The 22,211-nt window shown below is 45.3% G+C and carries 15 protein-coding genes; 6 read left to right on the top strand and 9 right to left on the bottom strand.

Going from position 1 to position 22,211, the window contains the following annotated elements; all coding sequences use genetic code 11:
• Positions 1-166: 166 nt before the first annotated feature.
• Complete coding sequence (locus tag ACXACM_RS12405) at positions 167-1,540, bottom strand: TIGR03503 family protein (protein WP_474822073.1); 1,374 nt, start codon at positions 1,538-1,540, stop codon at positions 167-169.
• A 50-nt stretch (positions 1,541-1,590) separates the two neighbouring features.
• The gene (gene dnaQ, locus ACXACM_RS12400) at positions 1,591-2,310 is read right to left on the bottom strand and encodes a DNA polymerase III subunit epsilon (protein ID WP_474822072.1); all 720 of its coding nucleotides are present in this window, start codon (positions 2,308-2,310) and stop codon (positions 1,591-1,593) included.
• 151 nt (positions 2,311-2,461) lie between these two features.
• On the opposite strand from dnaQ, the gene rnhA reads away from it, so the two are divergent.
• Positions 2,462-2,920, top strand: coding sequence for a ribonuclease HI (gene rnhA, locus ACXACM_RS12395; protein WP_474822071.1), 459 nt, complete (start codon positions 2,462-2,464; stop codon positions 2,918-2,920).
• A 6-nt stretch (positions 2,921-2,926) separates the two neighbouring features.
• Here rnhA and ACXACM_RS12390 read toward each other — a convergent pair whose 3' ends face one another.
• A complete protein-coding gene (locus ACXACM_RS12390) occupies positions 2,927-3,907 on the bottom strand; it encodes an NAD(P)H-quinone oxidoreductase (RefSeq protein WP_474822069.1) in 981 nt (326 codons plus the stop codon).
• Positions 3,908-4,046: 139 nt separating this feature from the next.
• Here ACXACM_RS12390 and ACXACM_RS12385 point away from each other — a divergent pair, with 139 nt between their 5' ends.
• Complete coding sequence (locus ACXACM_RS12385) at positions 4,047-5,240, top strand: class I SAM-dependent rRNA methyltransferase (RefSeq protein ID WP_474822068.1); 1,194 nt, start codon at positions 4,047-4,049, stop codon at positions 5,238-5,240.
• A gap of 4 nt (positions 5,241-5,244) precedes the next feature.
• Here the strand turns inward: ACXACM_RS12385 and ACXACM_RS12380 are convergent, their stop codons facing one another.
• From ACXACM_RS12380 to ACXACM_RS12365, 4 genes are all read right to left on the bottom strand, one after another.
• Positions 5,245-5,547 carry a PilZ domain-containing protein gene (locus tag ACXACM_RS12380; RefSeq protein ID WP_474822066.1) on the bottom strand — a complete coding sequence of 101 codons (303 nt, stop codon included), beginning with the start codon at positions 5,545-5,547 and terminating at the stop codon, positions 5,245-5,247.
• Between the two features lie 149 nt (positions 5,548-5,696).
• Positions 5,697-9,569, bottom strand: coding sequence for an ATP-dependent RNA helicase HrpA (hrpA, locus tag ACXACM_RS12375; protein WP_474824330.1), 3,873 nt, complete (start codon positions 9,567-9,569; stop codon positions 5,697-5,699).
• 122 nt (positions 9,570-9,691) lie between these two features.
• Positions 9,692-10,708, bottom strand: coding sequence for a helix-turn-helix domain-containing protein (locus ACXACM_RS12370; protein WP_474822064.1), 1,017 nt, complete (start codon positions 10,706-10,708; stop codon positions 9,692-9,694).
• Positions 10,705-11,607, bottom strand: a complete 903-nt coding sequence (locus ACXACM_RS12365; RefSeq protein ID WP_474822063.1) for a GGDEF domain-containing protein — start codon at positions 11,605-11,607, stop codon at positions 10,705-10,707. The genes ACXACM_RS12370 and ACXACM_RS12365 overlap by 4 nt, the downstream gene beginning before the upstream one ends.
• Before the next feature lie 316 nt (positions 11,608-11,923).
• Here ACXACM_RS12365 and ACXACM_RS12360 point away from each other — a divergent pair, with 316 nt between their 5' ends.
• Together ACXACM_RS12360 and ACXACM_RS12355 are read left to right on the top strand one after the other, a co-directional pair.
• On the top strand, positions 11,924-14,617 hold the full coding sequence (locus tag ACXACM_RS12360; RefSeq protein ID WP_474822062.1) for a TonB-dependent receptor: 2,694 nt from the start codon (positions 11,924-11,926) through the stop codon (positions 14,615-14,617).
• A 65-nt stretch (positions 14,618-14,682) separates the two neighbouring features.
• On the top strand, positions 14,683-16,551 hold the full coding sequence (locus ACXACM_RS12355; RefSeq protein ID WP_474822060.1) for a phytase: 1,869 nt from the start codon (positions 14,683-14,685) through the stop codon (positions 16,549-16,551).
• 43 nt (positions 16,552-16,594) lie between these two features.
• Here ACXACM_RS12355 and ACXACM_RS12350 read toward each other — a convergent pair whose 3' ends face one another.
• Positions 16,595-17,014, bottom strand: a complete 420-nt coding sequence (locus ACXACM_RS12350; RefSeq protein WP_474822059.1) for a CBS domain-containing protein — start codon at positions 17,012-17,014, stop codon at positions 16,595-16,597.
• Positions 17,015-17,468: 454 nt separating this feature from the next.
• On the opposite strand from ACXACM_RS12350, the gene sbcB reads away from it, so the two are divergent.
• On the top strand, positions 17,469-18,902 hold the full coding sequence (gene sbcB, locus ACXACM_RS12345; protein ID WP_474822058.1) for an exodeoxyribonuclease I: 1,434 nt from the start codon (positions 17,469-17,471) through the stop codon (positions 18,900-18,902).
• Positions 18,903-18,992: 90 nt separating this feature from the next.
• Positions 18,993-20,648: a DUF342 domain-containing protein gene (locus tag ACXACM_RS12340; protein ID WP_474822056.1), complete on the top strand. Its 1,656-nt coding sequence runs from the start codon at positions 18,993-18,995 to the stop codon at positions 20,646-20,648.
• Positions 20,649-20,679: 31 nt separating this feature from the next.
• Here the strand turns inward: ACXACM_RS12340 and ACXACM_RS12335 are convergent, their stop codons facing one another.
• Positions 20,680-21,987 carry a transporter substrate-binding domain-containing protein gene (locus ACXACM_RS12335; protein WP_474822055.1) on the bottom strand — a complete coding sequence of 436 codons (1,308 nt, stop codon included), beginning with the start codon at positions 21,985-21,987 and terminating at the stop codon, positions 20,680-20,682.
• Positions 21,988-22,211 lie beyond the last annotated feature (224 nt).

Below are 22,211 nucleotides of genomic sequence, written 5' to 3'. Positions count from 1 at the left end.
ACTCTCTGCCCTGACTGCGGCGCAGATAATACGTATTCCCTATGGTCGAGTCAACGGTTTTTTTAGATAAAATTTCCCAATTGGGTTTGTTTGCGCGTTTTCTCGCCATGATGCTGCAATATAGAACAATTAAAATGAAAAAACGCATTTTTTTAGCGTCTTCGATTTATTCGCTTGGTTTTTTCTTTTTAAACTTGGCCAGCAGACCACTAAACATGCCAGACTTTGTCTTGTCTTTTTCAGTTTCTTGCGTAGCTTCAACAGTTTTAGGTTCTGTAGCTTTGCCCTCAGCGCCAGAGCGTTTTTTTCTTCGCCATAAAACCACGCCCGCTACAGCCACACCCACAACGACAATAGTGCCATTTACAATGCCTATCAATAAATAGAGGGTACTGTCATCCATGCCGTGGTGTTCTTTGTCTGCGTCAGGGGTTACCACAGGTGTATCGGTACTTTCCAACTCGGCGGCTAGCTGAGCCTCCATATCCACAGTTTCCCCCGGCTCTGCGACGTCTTCATCGTCTGTAGCGACTTCACCCAAAAATGTGAACTCAGGTACATCCAGGATCACATCACGACCGTCTACAGTGGTTGCATAAGCAGTTACTTTTATACGAAACAAGCCATCTTCGTAAGACAACACCCGATGAATTCGCGCCGCTTCGGAAGGTTCGGTAAGGGAAAAGTTCTGAATGTCACCGTTGGGGAAGCGCACTTTTCCATCAATCAACAGTGAATAAATGTCAATTTGATCACGTACTACGTCGATGACCACATCGTGATAACCAGACTGACCGTCGTCCAGAACAACATCTAATGTGACGGGGTTTGGATACAGCATTAGTACCGGGTCAACCTGTTCTCTTGAGAACATAGGCGTATCTACACTGAATACAGGTCGCCATTCGCCAGATGGAATTGCCAGGTTGAATTGCCCGGTGAAAACGCCATCCAAAGGCGCTTCGTCCATACCCCGCCCATTATCTTCAAAGGTTGCAATAAGCTCATCCGCCGCTCCGAAATTCGTGTAGTTAGGGTTATTAGTGCTTTTCAGCGTAATTGAAAGGTCTACTACATCACGAAATTGAGCATAATCGATAGGTTCGCCACCATTGGTCAGTCTTGCGGTCTGTTTGAGAACTTCGCCAGAAAAAATCACACTCGGTAAAGGTTGTGCATGAAGTTCAATATCTGATAATACCATTACCCGGCTGTCGGGAGAGATTTGCCCTACCGCTTGCCAGGGCCCTGGGACCGGATCCTTAATTTTGATCATGTCGTAGGTATCGTCGTCATACCACACCACATTTTCCCCATCAGCCTGACCAGAATAAATCTTAGAGCCATCTGGCCGCACCAATACCACCGACGCCGAACCGAAGTCACGGAAAAACAACATTGTCACTTCATCGACATTATGATCGATTCTGAACCGATTTCTCAGTAATAAGATGGAGTTTTGATAATCGTCACCGAGGGTTTCAACCACAGAAGCATTGTCTGCCTTCTCAACCTGGTCAGATTCAGACTGAGCCCACACAGCTCCGTTGCTCCTGTAAAGAAGTGCAACAACAATGATGAAAAGAACAACTAATTTTCGTGAGTTGTACGCCACAAACACTTACCACCGCTTTTTTGCACGATATCCAGACGCGCTTCATGTTGATCTAATTCATCGGCGGATGCAGTTATAACCTTTAATTTATTTCCGTTGCGTTGTATGCGTCTTATCCCGTCTGCATCTCCCCCGCTGTCACCATTATTCTGGCCGGCAAGGTTGAGCTTGGTTTGCCCGCCGGTCATCATTAAATAAACATCTGCCAGAATTTCGGCATCTAATAATGCCCCGTGTAATTCACGGTGACTGTTGTCTATTCCATAGCGTTTACACAACGCATCAAGATTGTTCTTTTGGCCGGGGTGCATTTTCCTGGCCAGCAGCAATGTGTCCAGTACGGTACAAATGTCATGGGTTTTTACTGACGACGTTGGCCCGTTCATGGCAAACTCGTGATCCATAAAGCCCACATCAAACGCAGCGTTGTGGATCACCAGTTGACCGCCATCAATAAAGCGGATGAAATCTTCAGCCACTGCTGAAAACACAGGTTTATCAGCCAGAAACTCATTGGTAATACCATGAACTTCGATGGCTTCCTGCTCGATTTCCCGTTGTGGGTTGATGTAAACATGAAAGTGATTACCCGTCAGTTTTCGGTTGATCACTTCCACACAGCCAATTTCTATTATCCGGTGTCCTTCCCGGGGTTCGATACCCGTTGTTTCCGTATCAAGTACTATCTGACGCATTTTTGCAACCTGCTTACAACTTATTTGATGGCAATATAGACAGTGCAGCCACTTTTTTCTGGCACTGAATCTGACAGACCTTTAGTATACCAAGCCAGAAAATCAGTAACAGCATAAAAAGAAGTACAGAGAAAAAAGGCGCTCATAACCTATGAAAAATATTGCAGTGTATACAGATGGCTCTTGTCTGGGTAACCCAGGTCCGGGAGGCTATGGCGCACTACTTATTTACAATAATCACGAAAAAGCACTCAGCGGTGGCTACTTCAATACCACTAACAACCGAATGGAGTTACTCGCCCCAGCGGTGGCACTTGAATGTCTCACTGAGACGTGTGAAGTTGATCTCACGACGGATAGTCAATACGTTAAAAATGGCATCAATCAATGGATCCATAACTGGAAGAAAAATGGGTGGCGTACCTCAGATAAAAAGCCGGTTAAGAATGCTGATCTCTGGCAACGCCTGGATGCCGCAGTACAAAAACACACGGTTAAATGGCACTGGGTCAAGGGTCACTCTGGTCACCCCGAAAATGAGCGCTGTGACGATTTAGCCCGCCAGGCCGCTGAGAACCCCACCCAGGACGATGAGGGGTTTAAAGGCTGACGTCTCTTATTGCCAGGTTACGATTACTTTCCCCATAGTGGCATTTTCTTCCAATAACTGGTGGGCCCGTTGAATTTGGTCAATGGGCAACACCGTATCGACATTGACAGCAAGTGTGCCATTGGCAAAACCTGGCATGGCGTGTGTCACGAAATCGTCAATCAGTGCAGCTTTATAATCGTCGTCGCGGTTGCGTAACGTGGAGCCCTGGATCCTGGCTCGCTTCGCCAGCAGTAGCGCCATATCAAGTTTGTCAGCATAGCGACCGGCTAGCATTGCCAGATACACCATCATTCCATCCCGGCTTAAAACCCTGAGATTGCGATTTACATAGTCGCCCCCTACAAAATCAAGAATGAAATTAACGCCCTCAGGCCATTGAGATTTAATTTTTTCAGCAAAATCTTGTTGTTTGTAATTTACCGTCAGCGAAGCGCCCTGCTGGCGGCACATAGCAAGTTTTTCCTCGCTGGATGCTGTGGTTGCAGTTTTTACGCCTTTAAAACGACACAACTGTAATGCAGCAAGCCCAACCCCACTTGCACCAGCGTGAATCAGTGCTCTGTCATCTTGTTGCAGGTTACCGATAGTAACAAGGGCCTGCCACGCTGTTAAAAAAACTTCGGTTATACCTGCCGCATGAGTTAAAGACACACCATCAGGAGCGGGCATCACGTGCCTTGCATCGACGTTGACAAACTCGGCGTATCCACCGCCTGGCACCAGCGCACACACTCTGTCTCCCACTGACCATTTGGATGCACCATCGCCCACTGCCGAAATCTCACCGGATACTTCCAACCCGAAGATCTCACTCTCTCCAGGTGGCGCAGGATACTTTCCCTGGCGCTGCAACGTATCAGCGCGGTTAACACCAAACGCCTTAACAGCAATGGTAACTTCACCCGCTTTACGTTCCGGTACCCGTGTCGTTTCAAGCTTAAGGGATCCAATCCCCTTCTTTGCATCATAGCTAACGTACTTCATTCTGCCCTCTTCTTGTGCTTTTTCTTTTGTTACAGTGTGGGTCGTGGGTTGGTTCAGTATACCTCACTGCACAGGTCGCGAAAGCCGCGGAATAAGGTTATAATTCGCGTCCTTTGCTTTTACTTATACAATTACGCCCATGCCTGCTTCTGTTATTCTTCATCCTCAACGTGATAAGTCACTTCGTCGTCGCCACCCTTGGATATTTGCAAGCGCGGTTGACACACTCAATGGCCGTTGTCGACCTGGCGACACGGTAGATGTATACAGCCATGACGGAGAATGGCTGGCCCGTGGCGCATGGTCACCGACATCTCAAATACGCGTAAGAGTATGGACTTTTGACAAATCGGAAGTTATCGACAATGGCTTTTTTGTCAGACGATTACAGTCAGCTCTTGCCTTGCGGCAAAAATGGGTCATTGCAGATCACACCAACAGCTACCGATTAATTGCTTCTGAGTCAGATGGTTTGCCCGGCGTCACCATTGATGTTTACAACGATGTTATTGTTATGCAATTACTCAGCGCTGGCGCCGATAAACAGCGCGATAAGCTTCTCTGGGCATTACAAAAGCTGTTACCTGGCAATGCTATTTTTGAGAGAAGCGATGTTGATGTTAGGGCGAAAGAGGGCCTTGAACCTCTTGTGGCATGTCGAGTCGGTGATATTTCAGAGCAAGTAGAAATTCTTGAAAATGGGATGCGAATTAACGTCGATGTAGAAAAAGGCCATAAAACTGGCTTTTACCTTGACCAAAGGGACAGTAGAAATGCGGTCAGACGCTATGCCAATAACGCTGACGTTCTTAATTGTTTTAGCTATACCGGTACCTTCGCTTGCGCGGCCCTGCGGGGAGGCGCCAAACACGTCACCAATGTAGATGTATCTGATAACGCGTTATCTCTTGCTGCAACACATCTCAATATCAACGGCTTCGGACCTGAACAAGCTGAAATGGTCAATAAAGATGTGTTTGAAGCATTGCGTGAATATCACACCAGCAAACGTCAGTTCGATATGGTTATCCTTGATCCACCAAAATTTGTCGATAGTAAAGCCTCTTTAAATCGGGCAGCCCGTGGATATAAAGACATTAATATGTATGGTATTCACGGGGTAAAATCAGGAGGTTTGCTATTTACGTTTAGCTGTTCTGGTCTCATGCCAGCAGACCTTTTCCAAAAAATCGTAGCAGATGCCGCACTGGATGCGGGAAGGACAATTAAAATCGTGGAAAGGCTCACCCAGGCCAAAGACCACCCGGTAATTGGAACCTTCCCCGAGGGCTACTATCTTAAGGGGTTGGTGTGTGAAGTGAGCGATTTATAATCGCTTACTTCATCTCAGAGATTTCAACGCCTATAACGCAACTGTCATCTGACTCAGCCACACAACGCACAACTGTCGCTACTGCAGACAACGAGGGAATTTGTGAACTATTTGAATCAATAGACACAACTACCTGAGTACCAAGCTCAATTGAGGGCTCTTCTACCTCTAAAGACATGCCTGTAGCACTGATATCCTTACAGACCGCCTGAAGCGTTCTACTGGATTCTTCGTCGTTAATTTGTACCTGACAGGGTGAATTCACCATCATCCTGAAAAAATTGCGCTTGTCGTCGTATCCTAACATCTATTACTTCTCCTAAACCTCTGGCTGCAACCTCATACTACATTCTCTTATAGGCGGTGGATGCACCTCTGTCAACTTGAAACAACCCTGATTATCCTAAAGTCACAATACCCGGACAATATGACAACCGTTTTAACCTGCTTTATCTGTTAGCTAAACTCCTCAATGGCGTTTATTACCCGCTTTGCAGACACGGGATATGCAGTACCCAGCTGTTGCGCAAAAAAAGACACTCTTAATTCTTCTATCATCCAGCGAATTGCAAGCAGTTCATGTGGCACTTTATGTTGTGGAAACTTACTGCACGCTTTAGTGAATGCTGCTTGCACTTTGTCAATTTGCTGCTGATGCATTCTGTCTTTGTTGGGGTCAATGGGCAATTTTTCCAAGCGTCTGGCAAGCCCCTTAATATAGCGATTCCAATCTACTAGTTTTTCACTGCCAATATCGGAAACAAACCCCTGATATACAAGTGAACTCAGATGTTGTTTTATATCACCCAATGCACTTACCATAGTTAGCGGTACGTTTCCTTTCATCTGTTTCTGACACTGGTGCGCCAGGGTTAGTCCTTCTTCCACCTGTTTTGCGATGGCCAATACCGTATCGTTAATTTCTGCTCTAACCAGGTCTAGACACTTTTTAAAATCTTCTTCTGAGCGAATATCCGTGTCGGCGCTCTTCATGTATTCCCCCGCCAGCTTATCAATACCCGCAAAAATGCAGTCATCAATGAGCGGCTTGATCTGGCCAAACGGGTTGAAATACAGGCCTAATTTAGCTTTATTAGGCAATTTGGCTTGCAGATAACTCAGCGGTGAAGGCATAGCATTGCGGATAAGTACATTTACGCCTTCCCGGTGTTGACGTCTGGCTTTCTCCGGTTCATCAACTAACACAATATCAACCTTGTTACCCCGGCGAACCAGTGCAGGAAACGCCTGAACTTCAAATCCACCTAGTTTCTGTGTGAACGTTTCTGGTATGTACTCCATATCCCAGGCTTCAATATTTTTGCGTTCCAACTCTGGTGTGGCGGCTTGTTCGAATGTGGCTTTCACCTGCCCCTGGCATTGCTTCTTTAGCGCCTCAAGGTCATCCCCACTGGCAATAACTTCACCTTTCTCACTCACCACTGCAAAATGCATCACCAGGTGTTTATCGAGTTGAGATAAATTCCACTCGTCTTCCTGGACTATTACTCCCGTCATTCTGCGCAATTTTTCGGTTAGCGCCGACAAAAGTGAAACCGGTTTGCCTCGTTTGTCGAAGGCACTTATATCAGCGAGGCAAGCCTCCGCGTAATCAGGTGCGGGAACGAAGTTTTTGCGTACCCGTTTTGGCAAGCCTCTGATCAAACTCACAACGAGTTCGTGCTGCAGGCCTGGAACTAACCAGTCAAAGCCGTCATTGCTAACCTGATTTAAAATGGGGAGTGGAATTGACACCGTCACGCCGTCGTCTTCAGCATTAGGTTCGAAGTGGTAGCGCAAGGGTAAACGAATACTGCCTTGCTGCCACGTATCCGGATAGGCATTTTCCACCGATTTCTTCGGCTGTTGACGATAAACGTCTTCTTCCGAAAAAAGTAACGATTCCTGCTGAGGGTGTTTTTGGTACCACTTTTTAAAGGCCGCTTCATTATTCACTTCAACCGGCAGGCGAGCTGAATAAAAAGCCACCAGCGTTTCTTCATCGACCATGATGTCACGGCGTCTGGTTTTCTTTTCCAGTTCGTCCACCTGGTCCAGCAGTGCTTGGTTATCTTGCAAAAAACCGTATTGAAGCTTGGTATCTCCTTCAATAAGTGCGTGACGAATAAATAGCGCCTGGCACACAGCCGGATCGATTCTACTGTACGTAATCGGCCGTTTTGGCACTATTGGCAAACCGAAAAGTGTGACTTTCTCGAACGCCACCACTGCCCCTCGCTTTTTCGACCAGTGGGGCTCGGAATAACTCGATTGCGTAACATGCGTAGCAAGTGGTTCAACCCATGTCGGATCTATCCTGGCGTTCATCCTGGCAAATAAGCGAGATGTTTCCACTAATTCCGCCGCCATGACCCATTTGGGTTGACCTTTGGCGAGTCCCGAACCTGGAAACAGCATAAATCGGGTGTTCCTGGAACCTATGTATTCCCGATCCTTGTCCTTTAACCCAAGGTGAGATAGTAGACCACTACACAACGCCTGATGAACAGATTGATAACTGGCCTGCTGGCTGCTGATTCCCAAACCAATTTCGGCGATAGATTTCTTCAGTTGACTAACAATATCCTGCCACTCACGCATACGTAAATAGTTGATAAATTGTGTTTTACACCACTTCCTCAACTGATTATTCGTCAGCGCCTGTTGCTGCTCTTTGAAGGCAAGCCAAACGTTGTACAGGCTTATAAAATCCGAATCTTTATCTGCGTATTCACTGTGCTTTTCATCTGCTTGCTGACGCTTTTCCTGAGGGCGTTCTCTGGGATCCTGAATAGTCAGTCCTGCGGCAATGACGAGTACTTCGTTAAGCGCATTCGTCTTGCCCGCTTCAATGACCATTCGCGCATATCTTGGGTCAACAGGTAATCGGGCTATCTTTCTGCCCAAAGACGTTAAAGCAGGCTTACCTTTGTTGCGTTCAATAGCTTGAATTTCCTCTAATAAACGAAATCCATCGGTAATATTTCTGTTGTCAGGAGGCTGAACAAAGGGAAAAGCACCTATATCGCCAAGACCTAACGCTAACATTTGCAAAATAACGCTGGCCAGATTTGTACGCAGTATTTCCGGGTCGGTAAATTCCGGTCTGCCAAGGTAGTCGTCTTCACTGTAGAGCCTGATACAAATACCATTTGAAACACGGCCACATCGCCCTGCCCTTTGATTCGCTGATGCTTGTGAAATAGGTTCAATGGGTAGGCGCTGAACTTTACTTCGGGCACTATAACGTGAAATCCTTGCCGTACCGGGGTCAATGACGTATTTAATACCAGGCACCGTCAAGGACGTCTCAGCTACGTTGGTGGCCAGCACTATACGCTGACCGCTATGAGACTGGAAAATACGATTTTGTTCTGCGGCGGAAAGCCGGGCATATAAGGGCACGATTTCCGTGTTGCGGTATTGCTGTTTTTGTAAGGCATCCTGGGTATCTCGGATCTCTCGTTCGCCGCTTAAGAAAACCAGAATATCGCCCGGTGCTTCGCCTCGTAGCTCATTCACAGCACCAACAATTGCTTCCGTTTGATCAATCTCTTCATCACTGTCTTCCCGATCGTGATATCTGATTTCAACCGGATAAGTACGTCCGCTCACTTCCACAATAGGTGCGTTATTAAAATGCTGACTAAATCGCTCGGGATCGATTGTCGCAGAGGTAATGATAAGTTTTAATTCGGGTCGCTTTGCAAGCAATTGCTTGAGATAACCAAGTAAAAAATCTATATTCAGACTGCGTTCGTGGGCTTCATCAATAATAATGGTGTCATATTGGTTTAGGAAGCGATCCTGTTGCATTTCCGCCAACAACATCCCATCAGTCATCAATTTAATATAGCTATTTTCACTGACCTGATCGGAAAAGCGAATTTTGAAACCCACTTTTTCACCCAATGGTGTGTCTAATTCTTCTGCAATTCTTGACGCCACACTACGTGCAGCAAGGCGGCGAGGCTGAGTGTGGGCAATCATACCTGCTATTCCGCGCCCCAATTCCAGGCAGATTTTGGGTAACTGCGTGGTTTTACCCGACCCTGTTTCCCCTGCCACAATCACCACCTGATGGTTAGCGATAGCTGCTTTGATATCGTCTTTTTTATCACTAACAGGAAGCGGCGGGTACTTTACTTCAGGAAGGTTGAGTTCTCGTAATCCACGCCTTTCAGCTGACACCGCCATGTGCTGAGCCAGCGACGTTAAGCGCTTGTGCCCCTCTTCCGGATTTTTTTTCATTATTGCCGATAAACGTTGGAGCTGGCGGCGAAACGGAAATCGGTCAGCTACCATGCACTTGGGCAACAATTCGTACATAGCAGGAAGCGATGGCTTAGTGAGATCAAACGACAATGAACAATCCTTACGGTAAAACCCGACACACTTTATACTGAAAAAAGGCGCAATAGTTTACCATAAAACCACGTCATTGCAGTTGCTTATCGGCCCCTTAACTCACTAGGCGTATTGCCTGTCCAGCGTTTTACCGCCCGTCTGAAATTAGTTAAATCGGTGATGGCCATTTTTAACGCACTTTGCTCGTTTGACAACTGACAAACCTGCAGCAGAAATATCACCTGCTCCCGCTTTACTTCGTCTGAAAGCCACGTAAATGTGACGTTATAGCCCTTGAGCTTTCTTTTAAGCGTGGCGGGGCTTACGCGTAGCGCCTCAGCCACATCAATTGTACTTGCCTGCGCGTTACGCGTAACCATTTCTCTAATAACATCAGGCAATAATTGACCGACTTTAAGATGCTTCTTGTAGTGACATATAGACGCGCGAAGCAAAAATGAATCAGCGTGTTTAAACGTTGCTTGCATGACGTCTTGACTGATGCTAAACCCGGTAAACGACTGCTCAAAGCATAAACGACGCCCCAAATGCATCTCATAATTTGCAATATAACGAGGTCGTGCGCTGGAAAAATGAAAATGAATTGGGAGACGATGACCACACCATTTTTTGGTAAGTGCAATCAGACATGCCATGACTAACTCGCTGGCCAAACTAAATGCTTTGCTCTTTCCCATCCCATCGCGAAATAAATAGAAAAGTGTATTTTGTTGGCGATAATGACCGATAGATATTAATGGGCATACGGGCAATAAAAAAACTGACAATACACTAAACGCCTGTGACGTATTTTTCGCGTAACGCAGTGCCCGAACCAGTCCGGCATAGTGTGACGTTGCCAAAGCCTGTCCAACCTGGAAGGTAAAATCTTTCGCTCTGACTTGTTTGTGGGCGTTTAGCAACAATGATTCAAACTGGTTTGCTGATATGTAGTCATTTTCTGTCAGTGTATTTTCGAATAACCCTGTGCCACGAAGCAGTTTATTTATATCTGCGCCCAGTGCCCTGGCCACATCAATCACCGCCGAACACAATGGTGAGGCCGGGATCACCCGCTCATCGTGGCTAATAAATTCCGCCTTTACCAACGAACTACTCATGAAGCCGCCATTAATTTACGTTTTGACAGGCCACTTTGCAAAACACTAACAACGTGTTCAGCGGACATATGGCTCTCAATTTGCGTTACAGCTGTTCGTACCGACTGGAATACTGCGGTAGTATTCACTCCACTTTTAAATGCAAGGTGATGAACCGATGTTTCAATATCTTCGGCGATATTCTGTGCGCCGTTATGATGTAAACCGTGTAGTAATAAGATAAATCGGTCACCAGCGTAACGGCAAACCAGGTCACTTTCCCTCACATGCATTACCAACAGGCGGGCAATCTCTCGCAAAAATCGATTACCTTCAACATAACCATGATTGTCGTTAAAAGACGAAAAACCGTTTATGTCAAGCATCAGCGCACTTGCTTGTTCCCCGCTCCTGCGAAGCTCGTCCACACGCTTACACCAATAATCAGCCATGTATAATTGTGTCACCTCATCTATTTGATTGTGATTGCGATAAGCCCATTCACGACGCTGAAGTTGTTTATTCAGCGCTTTTTGCTCGTTGTGCCAGGCCATAAGGCCTACGGACATAATCACCATACCAAGGGCGGCAGGCATTGACTCCATCATGCTCAACCAGTCTGCGGCAGATGAATATGAAAATACTTCATCAAGAAAGTCCAAAATGGCGGTAAATGCAAAACAATTTAAACCTGCAACCATCAGGTTGGTAACCGTACCGGGCGGCCGACTGGCAATGGCAGCAACTATCCAGATCAAAGCAAATACAACCACACTGCCCTCGCCGACCACGTCCATTATTTCGACATCCGCTCTCGGCTTTAAGGTACCATTGGTGAAACTGAGAAAAATAGCCAGGATTTGGATGGCAAAACTTGCACCAATCAAATGGCTCTGTCGATAACGGTAAACTGAATTCATAAATCCTCATTGCTGTGGTTAACTCGGATCAAATAACCCGAACCTGTGCTACTTTAACAGGGTCATTTTGGCTCACTAATATGACAATTAGGTGATTCCGCTCACCTTAAATTAATCAAAATTTCAAAAATTCAACGATAAAACAATGAGTTAAATGGGGGTCTTTTGGGCTCACTAAAGTGTAATAGCTATAAAAACTAGGTAAAATCAATGCTTTATGACAGTAAGTGTCATAGAGAAGTCACATTTTTGTCATCTAATCTTTTTAGCTTAGCGAGCAATAAAAAAACACACGATTTTATTTAGGAACTCGCACATGCTTCGCTTATCTAAACTCTCGTTACATTGTATAGCAGCACTCAGTCTGTCATCTGTGGCTGTTGCGGCCCATGCCGGTGATATTGCAGGACAGTTAACCAATACTGATAAATCACGTGTCTTTGCCGGTGCGCAAGTAAAAATAAAGGAACTCAACCTTCTTACCGAAAGTCGACGTGATGGTTCCTTCCGTTTCAATAATATTCCGGCAGGAAACTATACATTGCAGGTAAGCTATTTAGGTGCTCAACCTGTGACTCAAACCGTAAATGTAAATGATGAAGGTGCTATATCACCGGTGATTTTGTTGTCTGATAACGGTAAAGCTATAGCGGACATACTGGTAAAGGGGCAGCGCAGCGGACAGGCCAGCGCTATCAACCAGCAGAGAGTATCTGACAGAATATCTTCTGTGGTTTCAGCCGATGCTATTGGCCAATTTCCAGATCAAAACGCCGCTGAAGCACTACAACGCTTGCCCGGATTATCCATCGAACGCGATCAGGGTGAAGGCCGTTTTGTGGGCATCCGCGGTATCGATCCTAACCTCAACAATGTCACCATAAATGGTCTTAACATTCCTTCTCCGGAAGGTGGGGTTCGGTCAGTAGCTCTGGACGTTATTCCATCAGAGCTGATCCAAACCCTGGAAGTGTCTAAATCAGTTACTTCTGACATGGATGGTGATGCAATTGGTGGTGCCATTGAAGTAAAAAGCGTCAGTGCATTTGATTATCAACAAGACACTGCAAAAATCACGGCTCAGGCTAGCCATAATGAATTGGTGGAAAAAACGAGTCCGAAGCTGTCTGGTAGCGTCACCCACAAATTTAGTGAGTCACTAGGTGTAGCTGCAGCGCTATCGTGGTTTGAGCGTGATTTTGGTTCAGACAATATCGAAAGCAATGGGGACGACGAACTGGAACAACGGGATTACACCATTACCCGGGAGCGTCTTGGTGCCGCGTTGAACGTAGATTTCAGACCGGATTTCAATAACCAGTACTTTATTCGCACGCTCTATAGTGCATTCTCTGATGATGAATACCGCCAGGCAAACATATATACCTTCGACGGGGAAGACTCAGAAATAGAAAGGGAAAGTAAAGACCGCTACGAAAAACAGACCATCACCACCATCGCCGCCGGAGGCGAACACCAGTTACAAACCTGGGATATTAATTGGCAGTTAGGTTATGCAAAGTCTGATGAAGATGAACCGGATGCTTTGTATTACGTGTTTAAACAAGATAATGACAGTATCAGTGCAGATCTTGAGACTCGTATTCCTCAACTGACCCAAAATGCTGAGGCTATGCAACTCACGGCCTATGATTTGGACGAAATTAGTTCTGAGAAAAACTATACTAAAGACACGGAAGTCAGTGCCAAAATTGATTTTATCCGCAAAATCACCTTGGGTGACTACAACGGTGAATTCAAATTTGGTAGTAAATATCGCAGTCGCGAAAAAGAACGCGCCAGCGACGTGTTTATATACGATGGTGACTTTGACGGCATAACAGGTGAAGCCTTTGCAGACAGTCAACCAGATTGGGGATTGGGCGATTTTGGCGACGGTATCAACCGCCGGGCATTGAGATCAGATTTTGACGCAAATCGCAGTAGTCTCGAACTTGCTGAACTCGACTCAGAAGTTGAATCTAACGGTGCATCTTATGTCAATAACGAAGACATTTTCGCTGCATATGCCATGGTAACAGCTGATATTGAAGAGCTTCGAATTGTTGCTGGTGTCCGTTACGAAAGAACAGATTTCAGCACAGACGGTATGCGCGTGGAATTGATCGAAAATGAAGAGACCGATGTTGAAGAAGTTATCAACACCCCCTGGTCTGCAGACAGAGATTACGATCACTGGTTACCGAGCATCAATGCAAGGTATAACCTGAACGACAAGGTAGTTATCAGAGGCGCCTTTACACAAACCCTTTCCCGTCCAAAATTTGAAGATGTAGCCGCATTCCAAATCATCGAAAGTAAAACTGAAGAGGATGATGGAGAATTCGTTACCGAAAGAGAAGCGGAAGTTGGCAACCCCGAATTGCAACCCTACGAAGCCAACAACTTTGATTTGTCAGTTGAGTACTATCCTGGCTCAATCGGCGTACTATCTGCTGGTTACTTCTACAAGGACATCGACAATTTTGTGGTTTATGCCGACGTTGCAGGTACCGACGACTGGGCCGGGTTTGAAGAGGTTGTTCAACCTATCAATGGCGAATCCGCCAGCTTACAAGGTGTTGAATTATCCTGGGTAAAGGCTTTCGATAACGGCTTTCTTATGTCTGCGAATGGTACCTTCTCTTCCTCCGACGCCACAACATTTCTAGACGGTGAGCGCTACGAGACCAGCCTACCCAATCAATCAGATACTGTGGGCAACCTTACCCTGGGCTATGAAAACAACTCAGTTAGCTTGCGCCTTACGATGACATACAAGAGTGAAAACTTAGAAGAAATAGATGGTGATATGCTCCGAATGGAAGACGATCACCAGCAAGTGGATTTTTCCGGCAAATATTACATTAACGACAGCATGCTGCTGTATGTTAACGGTATTAATTTGACTGATGAGCCCTATTACCACTATTTCGACCAACGCAACCGCAATGCCCAGTTTGAAGAGTACGGACGTACTTTCGAAATTGGTTTTACCTGGCAAATGTGAAGCTATAAACCAGGGGCGCATTTGCGCTCCTATCTTGCCACTTGATTAAGAAAAGGGCTATAACCTTGAAAACAACCTCTTTTGCGCTTTCTGTTTTATTCTTCAATTTACTGTTAATGCCGAGTAAAGCATATTCAGCTTCGTCATCGTCAGCAGTCACCCCAGAATGGCTTTCAGTTAGTGGACAACAATTAACGCCAATCATTCACAACAGTCGACTGTTATATTTGGTTACCAGTGAAACAGACGGACTGTTACTACTTAACAATAAGAGTGATTTACTAGCTCAGCTTAAAGGTCACTTCAGTCAGTCTGACATATTAATACAAGCTGACGGTCAATATTTAATTGCAGCACTGAATAACGATAGCTATGGCGTAGAACTTTATACAATCAATCACCTGTTTACTGAATTCTCCAAAGTCACTTCACTTGCTGCAAAAACAGCAGATATAGAAGCGGTTTGTCTGGCAGTCACCGATGATATCCCTGTGATCACAACTATCGACGCTACAGGCGTTATGCAGCAACATTTGTTGAATAACGGACATACACAGCCACTGCGTTCAGTTAACGTGGGTACCGGTATTAAGTCGTGCCAGTCTTCCGCTGATGAAAACCGTATTTACCTTGCTGATGAATACGCAGGCTTATGGGGGTATCCTTATCATGCAGAAAGTGGTGATGGTAAAGCTCTGATCGCTCATAGTGAAGGTACTGAGGGTGTAGGCATTGACCATAATGGGTTTGTTGCCTGGGTATCTCCCGCAGAACCAGTCGTTATGATGCATGGCGACGGAATCAACCATACGATTAAGATAAACGGCGATGTCGAAGTAGAAACTGTGCGTATTACACGCATGAAAAATACGCTCATTGCTGGCATGTACGACGATAAAACAGGAGGCCTTTTCACGGTGCGTTTTCCTGCCCCGAAAGAAAACGACAGTGTAAGCGATACAATGCAGCCTGACGCCAGTTTACACGCCTTCGAACAAACCTCGCCTGTAGCCAGATTTGGCGATGCCGCTGATGATCCGGCCATCTGGTATTTCGATAATGCCCCCATGCATTCAGTCGTTATTGGCACCGACAAAAAAGCAGGACTTAACCTTTACGATTTATCCGGCCAACAATTGCAACACTTGCCAGTCGGACGACTGAACAATGTCGATGTGCGAACCCACTGGGAAACGCCAAAAGGTACGATATCCCTTGCCGCAGCCACAAACAGAACCAGTAGAACTATTGATGTATTTGCATTAGACAACACAACCAGACGTGCGAAACCTATTGCAAAATTGTCATCTGCGTTGAACGACCTTTACGGTCTTTGTATGTATCGTAATGACGGTATACTCGACGTGCTGGCAAACGACACTGACGGTAACTATGAGCGGCACCGCCTGTCATATAATGGCTCTTCAATAAGCAGTGAAATTATCGAGACCTTCACTGTGCCCTCACAACCTGAGGGATGCGTTGCTGATGATGACAACTCAGTATTGTACTACGGTGAAGAGAGCACGGGTATTTGGATGCGTTCACTGGCTACTACCGGCAGTGCAGCAACGCTAATTGCTGAGGTGGGAGGCAAAATTAAGGACGATATAGAAGGTATGGCACTGTTTGATGTTGATGGAGAACGTTACCTGATAGTTTCCAGCCAGGGCAATAACAGCTACGGCGTTTATGCCACAACTGGCGATTACAAGCTACTGGGCGCTTTCAACATTACAACAAACTATGACAAAGGTATCGATGGCGTGTCGGAAACCGATGGTCTTGACGCTATTTCACTACCCATCTCTGACGATTTACCAGAGGGTATTTTAGTTGTGCAAGATGGACATAATGTCATGCCCTCAGAGCCGCAAAACTTCAAATTAGTAAAAGGCAGTGCACTGGCAGCGTTCATAAGGTCAAATCGTTAGTCTGCACTGATATTTATTGTTGTGGTAGCAGCAAAGCAGCTATTCAAACTGCTTTGCTGTATCCCGACTGTAGCTGCTTGTCTATAGCGCGTAAAACGGCTGCCCGGTTAATAGAGCCAACCAAGTTTCCATCGTCGTCGATCACTGGAAATACTCTTGGTTTTTCACAAATAAGCTTTTGCGCTACTTCTAAGACTGAATTCCATGGTTTAACAACGGCCACGTCTTTTTGCATAATGTCTTTAACTCTGCAGACTTGTTCCCGGTAGTAGCTGGATTCTATCATTTGCACCAGGCAATCCTGCTCTGACAGAAAGCCCACTACCTTCCCGTTTTTGTCTTGCACAGCACTACCCGTTTGATTACTTGCAAGCAATGTTTCCACCGCCTCAGCCACAGGCATATCATCAAAAAGTTTAGCTGGGTGTGTATTCATATAATCGCTGACCAACAAAGATTCCATGGTTCCCCCTTAACGGTCTTCACAACACAACGACAAAGCCAGTAAACGGGAAAGAATGCAATTTTTATTTGCGAGCTGAACCGCAACTATCGCGCTTGTAATCAATTGGCTATCCCATTACCAGCCTCTCTTTGAGAGTAGACCTAAGACACCGAGATAGCGAGAATTTTTACAATTTTTTTAAAAGATTATTAAAGTTTTCCCACATTTTATAAAGACCTTTGGCAACCTCGCCATTCTTGTCAATTTTAGCGCGGTACATGCCAGCAGAATTGAAAAGTGCCGCTATATTTCAATGCTTGTCGAGAGCGATAACCCCAAAAAAACCATTTTCATAATCGTCCTGTTTCGTTGCTCAACTTAAGACCAGTATATGCTACCGTTGCTGGCAGGCATACCACAGCACTGGTATAGTGCGTGACGCGTGAAGTCATACAGAGGAAACGATATTTTCATGAGTCAGCAATCAACCACCCTGCTTTGGCACGATTACGAAACATGGGGAGCCAACCCTCAAAAAGATGCCCCGTGTCAGTTTGCCGCCATTCGCACAGATACTGACCTGAATATTGTTGATAAGCCCATTAATATTATGGCCCGGATCGCCAATGATGCACTCCCTCATCCTCAGGCATGCCTGGTGACAGGTATTACTCCACAACAATCTTTGCGCGACGGAATGACAGAGGCAGAATTTTGCCAGAAGATTCACCATGAGATGAGTAAACCGAATACCTGCGTAGTCGGTTTCAATAGTATTCGTTTTGACGATGAAGTAAGCAGGCACCTTTTCTACAGAAACTTTTACGATCCCTACGGGCGAGAATGGCGAAACGGCAACTCCCGTTGGGATATAATAGATTTGGCCAGGGCTTGTTATGCACTTCGTCCCGAAGGTATTGAGTGGCCGTTAAAGGAAGACGGTACACCAAGCTTTAAACTTGAGGCTCTCACTAAGGAAAATAACCTTAATCACGGACAAGCTCACGATGCGTTATCTGATGTTCACGCTACCATAGCACTGGCAAAGTTAATTAAAACTAAACAACCAAAGCTATTTGATTATGGATTTAAACTGCGCAGCAAACACGAAGTCGCAAAGCAATTTGATTTCTCAAGACCTTCGGTGTTACTCCACGTATCTTCGAAAATACCCGCCAGCCAAGGTTGTTGCACCTGGGTTATGCCTGTAGCACCTCATCCTACAAACAGCAATGCGATCATTGTGATAGATCTTTCCAAGGACGTAACCCCCCTGCTTGAAGATGACGCTGACACACTTAGAGAAAAACTCTACACGTCAAATCATGACCTCGACGGTATTCCCCGACCTGGGCTAAAGCTCATACACATAAACCGCTCTCCCTTTGTTACCACCGCTAAGGCTATGGACGAACAGAATGCATCCCGAATCGGCTTAGACCGCGACCTTTGCCTTAGACATTATCAAATCCTCGCATCTAGAGAGGATCTTCGGGAGAAAGTACTGAACGTGTACAATCAGCAACCTGAAGAGAAAGACATGGATGCAGACCACTCGCTATACAGTGGAGGCTTCTTATCTGACGAAGAGCGACGTTGGTGTGACGAGGTAAGACACAGTGAGCCTGAAAATCTTGATAGTTTCCACAATACAACACAAAACCTGACCTTGCGTACCTTGCTTTTTCGCTATCGGGCGAGAAATTATCCACATACTTTAACAGCAGATGAAGTGCAAAGGTGGCAAATTCACCGGCAGTATCGTTTAACTGATCGAAATTCGCCATCTTCCATAACATTGGAAACGTATTTACTTGAATTGGAAGGGTTAATTGAAACCCATCGCGAAGACCCTAACAAACAAGCCATTTTAAGGGCACTTTATCAATACGCGCAAAACCTTTGACGCGCATGAGATTTTCACTATAAAGTATAATAATTAAAGGCCTGATCATCATCTGCCGATAAGCCTATATTGCAGTTTAATGGAACCATAATGAAAGGTATTTCTCTCGAGTTCGATAGCGACACTCAACTTCTCACGCTACTCGCACGGCCTAATGACATGCAGTCAGAGATCACTATCGACGATGTCAAAGCACTGATAGAAGAAGCGCACTATGAGGCACTGTTCCTTTCAGCAGAAACATTGAAATCTACCTGTGACAAAGCCAACCTTTACTATAAAACCGGTGATACAAGCCCAATTAGTGCCGTTATTGCCGAATTGCGCCACGCTGAAGTCAGTTTTAAAATAAGCAACGACAATCTCACTGCGTCACTAATCTTAACTGCACCTTATGGTGGTCGTTTACCTACCGCGACAAATATCCGAAACTTGGCTCACAAAGCAAGAATTAAGCGAGGTCTCGGTATGCGTCACATTCAAAAAGTTTTAGATGAGGCCTCCCTTGCAGAGCCAGGAAAAATTTTTGAAAGGGTAATAGCTAAAGGCCTGCCGCCCAGAAACGGTCGAAATTCACGATTTATCCCATTGGTTCCAAACGCATTAGAACGAGTTTTAAAACCGCAGACTGACGACTCTGACAAGACCGATTTACGAAATTTGGGCGATGTCATCTGCGTAAAAAAAGGGGCACCAGTGGTACGCCGCACTCCCCCTACAGAGGGGAGAGCAGGTTTTGATGTTCGAGGCTCAGTATTAGCCCCCACTCCCGGCGAGTGGCTTGAGTTTAAAATGGGTAAGAATACAGAAATAAGTCCGGAAGACGAAAATATACTTATTTCAACCTTGTCTGGTATGCCCAAATATCGTGAGTTAGTGATGAACATTGATGACACGTTTATTTGCAATGGCGTGAATGTTGGATCCGGACACGTGACTTATGACGGTGCAATATTGGTCAATGGCGATGTTGCAGAGAAAATGATTGTAAAGGCAACGAAGGACATCACAATCAACGGGTTCGTCGAGTCAGCAACAATTGAAGCAGGTGGTGATATTATCATCACCGAAGGTGCCATGGGCAAAGTCACGGACAATGAGAATGGATACGCGTGTACCCTTATCTCTGGTGGTAATATACATGTTCAACACGGACAAGGCCTTGATATCAAAGCCCAGGAGAACATTTCAGTAGGCAGACAAATGGCATACAGCAGGCTCAAAGCAGGTGGCAGTATCACTGTGGGCCGAGCTCCAAGACCAATGGGTAATTTGTTTGCCTGTGAGATAGCTTGCCGAAATAAAGTTGAAGCAGGAACTCTTGGTGCAATCTCCGGAAGCACACTTAAAATTGATTTTTCAGAAGGTCTACGGGAGATAGAAGAAAAACAAATGGCGATTAAGGAGATGCTTGACCAGCTCCGTCAAAATAACACCCGGCACAAAGAACAACTAGACATCATCAATAATCGAATATGCCATAAAGAACTCGCCAGTAAAGTAGCTGAGGCCAAAGCACTGCTTAACAATGAAACCGCCTTGCTAAACTGGCTCGAAGTAAAGGCTCTGGATTTAAAGAGACGAAAAGAGGAATATCTGAATCGTATCAGCCTTATCGCCAATAAACGATTGTATGCCGGCGTCTCTGCGAAGCTAAATAGTCGCAATTGGCGTTCTGACAAAGAGTTCGATCGCTGCGTGATATCTTATGCAAACCACAAGTGGATTTATGAACCTCAGGTGTGAGTCAACACGCTCTGTTGAGAGTGCAAACAGGTTAGTCTGAAAAAGCGACTACATTCCCACCCTGATGCTTTGACGCAATGATGGCTTTGGTCAGGTCATTATTCCATTCCTGATAGTCTTGAGCAGACTGCAATTCAGCAACACCCACGAAAATATATTTGCAATCAGATAAGGTGTTAAGGAACTGAGTAAGTAAGCGATTCGCAACATGACCAGCTTCTTCCGCCTTGGTTTGTGGACAGAGAATAACGAAACGATTTCGCTCAGCTCTGGCTGTTACATCTACATCCCGAACTGTAGATAAACAAATTGAAGCAAGCTTTCGACTACAGCTGTCTCTACATTCCGTTGACATTGCTTTTTCAGTAAATTCAGGTAATTCTACGCCAATTAATGTACATGGATGATGAAAACGCTGGTAGCGAGATATTTCTTCTTCTACTTTTTTGAGAAAGTAATTTCGATTATATAGCCCAGAAACATCGTCCCGAATGGACAAAAATTCGAGCGTTCTGGTTTTCTCTAACAGGTTACTTTGTAACACTTCAATTTCATCATTTTTGTAAGCTATCTGTCGCTGAAAATCCTGCACTACCCGATTTCGCCATGAGAACAGAGCAACAATCCCTATTGCACCAAATACAATAACCATCACAGGCCAATATTTGGCGTTTTGCACTTGTTTCACAGACGTCCAGCGCTTGTGAATTTGCACTTCACGGCTTTCTGGAATTTGACTTATCGCCTTGTTTAAAACGGGCAAAAGATGGGCATATTGAGTATTAACACCAATCGAGAGCGAATTAAAGGGTTCAGCGAAACCAACAATACTCAAATCATCCAACTGATGGCTATTGATCAGGGTATAAACGCTGAGCAATGAACTTACCATTAGATCGATTTCGCCAGAGCTCACTTTCTGCAGACCTTCAAGTTCTGAATTAACGTATTGTGTTAACACATCGGGATAATAACGCGCCAAATATTCAGCGTGTCGAAAACCTGCCACAATACCTACCCGCTTGTTACCAACACCACCGAACCCTTGAATAATAGGCAAGGCGCGTTTACCAATAAGTACGCTCGGCGCATCAATGTATGAATGAGAAAAATCGAGAAAAGATTCCCGACTAGGCGTTTTGTTTATCATTGGCGTTATCATACACTTGCCAGATTCGACGGCAGCTAAAGAATCCTGCCAATTCTCGGTTGGAACCAGGATAAACTCGATGTCTGTTAGCTCGGAAATGATGTTCAAATAGTCTGCGGAAACGCCAATATGTTTACCATTTCGAAGGGCTTCGTATGGCATCCAATTAGGATCGATACAATATGTCACTTCCGTTGTCGATGCTTTAGTTGGCGCACTAACAACAAGGATCGTCAGTGTAAATAATATTGAAACTAGAAAAGAGAGCCGATTGAGCAAAAATACCTCAGTGTCGCAAACAGAATAAAACGGCAGTGATTATGGCGTAACTTGCTATCGCAACGCAATAAGCGAACCAACCTATGAAACTGGTTTCATACAGTCCAAGCAAATTTTGTTTAACCAACGCAATA

Source organism: Alteromonas sp. AWQ4_252, from assembly GCF_056158205.1.
The sequence above is the reverse complement of the archived record's forward strand: the minus strand, read 5'-3'. Positions and strand labels throughout refer to the sequence as shown.